Below are 4744 nucleotides of genomic sequence, written 5' to 3'. Positions count from 1 at the left end.
CGTCGGGAGGGAGGGTTAGCCTCGATGTCATGAGTCCGGAGGCCTTCGCGCGCGTCGCCCCGGACCTCGCGGCCCGCATCGTCGCCGACTCCCGCGACCGCGTCGGGTGGATGCGGGCGCGCTCACGCGGCATCACGGCGACCGACGTGGCCCAGCTCACGAGCCACACCGCCATCGCCCGGGCCGCCGACGCGAAGCTCGGCGCCGGGCGCGGTTTCTCGGGCAACGCCTACACCGACCACGGCCGACGCCGCGAGCCCGAGATCGCCGCCTGGGTCGCGGCGACCCACGGCATCCAGCCATCCTCCGCCCTCTTCCACGCCGTCGTCGAGCAGCGGCACCTCGCAACCCCTGACGGCATCGCGGTCGACGCCGACGGCCGCGTCACCCTCGCCGAGATCAAGACGACCAACAAGACCTGGCGCTCCATTCCGCGCACCTACCTGCGTCAGGTGTGGTGGCAGCAGCACGTGCTCGGCGCCGAGCGAACGCTCGTCGTCTGGGAGGAGCACGACGGTTTCGTGCCCGTCGGCGACGAGCCGCGCTGCGCCTGGGTCGACCGCGACGAGCGCGAGATCACGCAGCTCGTGCGCCTGGCGACCGAGCTCATCGACGAGCTCTACCGCCGCACGACCCGGCAGCGGACCGCGGGAGCGCAGGCCGCGGCGCAGCTCGTCTCACGGACGACGGATGCCGCGGCATCCCGCCCCCGCGATTCCTTCCGCGCTCTGGCCCTCATCGACTGAGACCGTCCGCGAGGCGCGGGCAGGCGCCGCCCGTGCGTTGAGCGCCGCCCGTGCGTTGAGCGAGGCCCGTGCGTTGAGCGAGGCCAGCAGGGCCGAGCCGAAACGCCGCAACGCACGGGGACACTCGGGAATAGTTGACGCCCCTCAACGATTTACTCTATAGTTGACCGGTCTCAACGATTGATCCACGTCAACGTTTCCGCCATTCGGCACTGCAGCCCCAGAAGAATCTCTAGGAACCTCTATGTCTGAAACCCTCACCGCGCCCGCGGCGCCACGCATGAGCCAGCGGCAGGTGCTCGAAGCCCTGTCGGGGCTGCTGCTCGGCATGTTCGTGTCGATGCTCGCCTCGACCGTCGTCTCCACATCGCTGCCGGTCATCATCCATGACCTCGACGGCAACCAGGCGGCCTTCACCTGGGTCGTCACCGCGACCCTGCTGACCACCGCGATCTCGACCCCCATCTGGGGAAAGCTCGCCGATCTCACTAACCGCAAGCTGCTGTTCCAGCTCGCGATCTCGATCTTCGTGCTCGCCACCGCGGCAGCCGGGTTCTCGACCAACCCCGAGATGCTCATCACCTTCCGCGCCGTGCAGGGCATCGGCGCGGGCGGACTCGCCGCGCTCAGCCAGGTGCTCATGGCCGACATCATCAGCCCGCGCGAGCGCGGGCGCTACATGGGGCTGTTCGGCGCGGTCATGGCCGTCGCGACGATCGGCGGTCCGCTGCTCGGCGGCGTCATCACCGACGCGTGGGGCTGGCGCTGGAACTTCTTCGTCGCGTTGCCTTTCGCCGTGCTCGCGCTGATCCTCGTGCAGACGACCCTGCACGTTCCCGCCCGGCCGAAGAAGAAGACGTCGATCGACTACCTCGGCATCGTGCTGCTGTCGGTCGCGGTCTCGCTGCTGCTGATCTGGGTCACGAACGCCGGTACCGCCACGGCAGGGGACTGGTCGGACCTCGCCAACAACGACTGGTGGAGCCTGACGACAGTCCTCATGGTCGGCGGCGCGCTCGTCGCCGCGATCCTCTTCGTCATCGTCGAGCTCCGCTCCGCCGAGCCGCTCATTCCGCTGACGCTCTTCCGCAACCGCACGTTCACGCTGTCGGTCATCGCGTCGATCGCGACCGGCATCGCGATGTTCGGCGCCTCGGTCTTCCTCAGCCAGTACATGCAGCTCGCGCGCGGCGCGACGCCCACGCAGGCCGGCCTCATGACGATTCCGATGATCGGTGGTCTCCTACTGGCCTCGATCGGCGTCGGCGCTCTCGTCACGAAGTACGGCCGCTGGAAGCCGTACCTCATCGTCGGCTCGGTCCTCCTCATCGCCGGCTCGTACCTGCTGTCGACGATTCACTACGACACGGACTTCGTCCTCGTCTCGCTCTACATGTTCCTGCTCGGCGCCGGCGTCGGCATGACGATGCAGAACCTCGTGCTCGTCGTGCAGAACACGACCCCGCCCGAGCAGATCGGCGTCGCCAGCTCCGGCGTCACGTTCTTCCGGAGCCTCGGCGGCACGATCGGCGTCTCGGTCATGGGCGCCGCGCTCGCCGCCCGCGTCATCGACCTCGTCGCGGAGCGCAAGGACGACATCGCCGCGGCCATGGCGAGCCTCGGCGACAAGGCGCCGTACTGGGCCGAGCAGCTGCAGTCCGGATCGCTGCCCAAGGTCTCGGCGATGCCCGAAGCGCTGCGCGTCGTGTTCGAGGACATCTACGGCAGCGGCATCTCGCACTCCTTCCTCATCGCCGTCCCCTTCGCCATCATCTCGCTCGTGGCGATCGTGTTCCTGCCGAACAAGGCGCTCACCACGATGACGACCACCGAGCGGATGCGCGCCAGCGAAGCCGACCTCGCGACCGTCTCGGTGCCCGAGGCCATGGGCGTGCTCACGACGACGGGCTCGATGCGCGCCGTCGAGCAGCCGGATGCCGAGGCTGCCTCCGACCGCACCGACTCCCGCTAGGGTCGGACCCGATGAACGAGGACACCCGAGAGGCGCGCACCGAGTCACGCAGAGTGGCGGTGCGCGCCCTCGAGGGCGAGTTCAGCGCGCTGATCGCCCAGATGCGGCGCGTCCTGGCCGAGAACGCTCAGCGCGTGAGCCCAGGCATGCTCCCCGGGGCATATAAGGTCTTCACGACCATCGTGCGCCGCCAGCGCATCGCGCAGTCCGCGCTCGCCGATCTGCTGGTGGTGGACAAGGGGCAGCTCAGCAGGGCCGTCCGCGAGCTCGAGCAGCTCGGGCTGATCCGGCGTGAACCCGACCCGTCCGACCGCCGCGCCAGCATCCTCTCCCCCACCGAGCTAGGCATGGAGCGGCTCGAGGCGGCACGGGAACCGCAGGAGCGGACGCTTCTCGAGGTGCTCGACGACTGGCCGCTGGAGGAGATCCACAGCCTCACCCGACTGCTCCACGCGCTGACGTCGGGGGTCGTGCCGGGCCACGCATCGGATGAAGCCCACCTCGCCGGCGTCCGCTCTTCGCCGCCTCTTAGCGGGGCAGTGACCGCGCCGTAACACGACCGAGACAATCCCACGATTGACTGGTGTCACAGCGAACATCGCTGCCGATGCCGACTGCCAGCGGAAGGGGACGCCCATGGCCGTTCATCGATTCCCCCGCTTCCGGCCGCTGCACTCCGCGTCCGCCGAGGATGCCGCTCGGCAGGCCGTGCCGATCACGCCCGCCGAGATGCGTGCTGTGGTCTTCGACGGCGTCGGCGCCCCCGAGGTGCTGAGGGAGACGACGGTGCCGGTCCCGTCACCCGTGCTCAGCGAGCTGCTCGTGCGGGTGGTTGCGGCCGGCATCAACCCCATCGATGCGAAGACACGCGGCGGGTCGGGCGTGTCGGGTGCGCTCACGAGCTTCCCGAGCAGCCTCGGGTTCGACTTCAGCGGTGTCGTCGTGAAGGCGCCGTACGAGTCCCATCCCCTGACGCCCGGCACCGAGGTGTTCGGCATGGTGCCCTTCCCTCGTTCGGGTGGCACGTACGCCGAGTACGCCGTCGTGCCGAGCCTGTCGGTTGCGCGCAAGCCCGCTTCGCTGTCCCATGTCGCCGCTGCCGGTGTGCCGCTGGCCGCCCTCACGGCGTGGGGCCTGGTGGTCGAGACCGCCCACGCGCACGAGGGACAGCGGATGCTGATCCACGCCGGGTCCGGCGGAGTCGGTCATTTCGCCGTGCAGCTGGCCTCGTACTTCGGCGCGCGCGTGACGGCGACCGGCTCTGCGGCGAATCTGCCCTGGCTGCGTGAGCTCGGGGCATCCGTCGTCATCGACTACGCGACCACCCGCTTCGAAGACGTCTCGGGCGATGTGGACGTTGTGATCGACCTCATCGGCAACGTGCACGACGACACCGGGTCACGATCGCTGACAGTGCTGCGCCCCGGGGGTCTCTACGTGCTGGTGCCGACGGGAGGGTGGCCGGATTACGCCGAGGCGGCCGCGGCCGCCGGCATGCGCGCGACGTCGTACAAGGTCGTGCCGGACGGCGGCGTGCTGGCGACGATCGGCCGTCTGCTCGAGTCCGGCGCCATCCAGGTGTTCGTCGACCAGGTCTTCGACCTCGGCGAGGCGGCCGCCGCACACCGCGAGCTGGAAAAGGGCCACACGAGGGGAAAGATCGTCCTCTCGGTCGCCGATGCCTGACCGCTCCGCACGCCCGGCTGACCCGCTCTCCTCCACGTCGGCGGGTCTCGTCGTGGTTCCGCGCGCAATCACGCGGGTGCCGGGCGCGCCTGCGCTGGAAGTGGAGGAGTTCGGGACGGCGGACGCCTGCGGCGCCTGAGGTTCAGCCGCGAAGCACGCGCCGCCCCTCGGCGAGGATCTCGTCGGCAGTGGCGTCGAGCAGTTCCGAGCGCAGGTTCCACTGCTGCCAGTACAGCGGCACGGAGACCGGCTCGCCCCCGAGGTGCACGAGGGCCCCGCTGTCGAGCGCGGACTGCGACTGCAGCCGCGGCAGCAGCGCCCAGCCGAAGCCGAGCAGGGT

Annotated in this window: 4 protein-coding genes and 1 pseudogene; 4 read left to right on the top strand and 1 reads right to left on the bottom strand. The window is 69.8% G+C overall.

Annotated features, from left to right (window positions below; translation table 11 throughout):
• Window positions 1-29: 29 nt before the first annotated feature.
• From WBP48_RS16940 to WBP48_RS16925, 4 genes are all read left to right on the top strand, one after another.
• Entirely contained in the window at window positions 30-746 is a 717-nt protein-coding gene (locus WBP48_RS16940) for a YqaJ viral recombinase family protein (RefSeq protein ID WP_424441912.1), read from the top strand.
• Between the two features lie 244 nt (window positions 747-990).
• A complete protein-coding gene (locus WBP48_RS16935) occupies window positions 991-2718 on the top strand; it encodes an MDR family MFS transporter (protein ID WP_424441911.1) in 1728 nt (575 codons plus the stop codon).
• 11 nt (window positions 2719-2729) lie between these two features.
• Window positions 2730-3272, top strand: coding sequence for a MarR family winged helix-turn-helix transcriptional regulator (locus WBP48_RS16930; RefSeq protein WP_424441910.1), 543 nt, complete (start codon window positions 2730-2732; stop codon window positions 3270-3272).
• Window positions 3273-3354: 82 nt separating this feature from the next.
• The gene (locus tag WBP48_RS16925; protein ID WP_424441909.1) at window positions 3355-4404 is read left to right on the top strand and encodes an NADP-dependent oxidoreductase; all 1050 of its coding nucleotides are present in this window, start codon (window positions 3355-3357) and stop codon (window positions 4402-4404) included.
• A gap of 142 nt (window positions 4405-4546) precedes the next feature.
• On the opposite strand, the pseudogene WBP48_RS16920 reads toward WBP48_RS16925, so the two are convergent.
• A pseudogene (locus WBP48_RS16920) lies at window positions 4547-4744 on the bottom strand (ArgP/LysG family DNA-binding transcriptional regulator); the annotation flags it as partial.

It is taken from the genome of Microbacterium sp. (assembly GCF_049661145.1).
Taxonomy (GTDB): Bacteria; Actinomycetota; Actinomycetes; order Actinomycetales; family Microbacteriaceae; genus Microbacterium.
The sequence above is the reverse complement of the archived record's forward strand: the minus strand, read 5'-3'. Positions and strand labels throughout refer to the sequence as shown.

Excerpts from the sequence above, each read along its gene's own strand:
- WBP48_RS16940 (WP_424441912.1), top strand. The coding sequence starts at position 30 with ATGAGTCCGGAGGCCTTCGCGCGCGTCGCCCCGGACCTCGCGGCCCGC.
- WBP48_RS16935 (WP_424441911.1), top strand. The coding sequence starts at position 991 with ATGTCTGAAACCCTCACCGCGCCCGCGGCGCCACGCATGAGCCAGCGG.
- WBP48_RS16930 (WP_424441910.1), top strand. The coding sequence starts at position 2,730 with ATGAACGAGGACACCCGAGAGGCGCGCACCGAGTCACGCAGAGTGGCG.
- WBP48_RS16925 (WP_424441909.1), top strand. The coding sequence starts at position 3,355 with ATGGCCGTTCATCGATTCCCCCGCTTCCGGCCGCTGCACTCCGCGTCC.